Here is a 256-nt window from a genome sequence, read left to right as displayed (position 1 = left end):
CAGCCCGAAGGCGTCAGCACGGTCTCGATGCAGGTCGACGCCAGCACTGGTGCGCCGCGGTACCTGATCCGCGAAATGGGACCGCCGGTCTCGGTCGCCGCCGGCCAGCAGGTCGCCACCACGGCGCGCCTGTGGGTCGGACCCAAGCAGGTCGACCTGATCCGCGCCGAAGGCGTGCGCGGGCTCGACCGCGTCGTCGACTACAGCCGCTTCTCGATCTTCGCGATGCTCGGCGAGGGCCTGTTCTGGATCCTCG

Annotated in this window: 1 protein-coding gene; it reads left to right on the top strand. The window is 70.3% G+C overall.

What is annotated here, in order from left to right:
- Positions 1-256: YidC/Oxa1 family insertase periplasmic-domain containing protein (locus SB719_RS21265; protein ID WP_412159905.1), on the top strand; the 256-nt coding region annotated here is incomplete at both ends.

It is taken from the genome of Pantoea sp. SIMBA_079 (genome assembly GCF_046940275.1).
GTDB classification, from domain to species: Bacteria; Pseudomonadota; Gammaproteobacteria; order Enterobacterales; family Enterobacteriaceae; genus Pantoea; species Pantoea borealis.
This window is presented reverse-complemented; position numbering and strand designations above follow the sequence as displayed.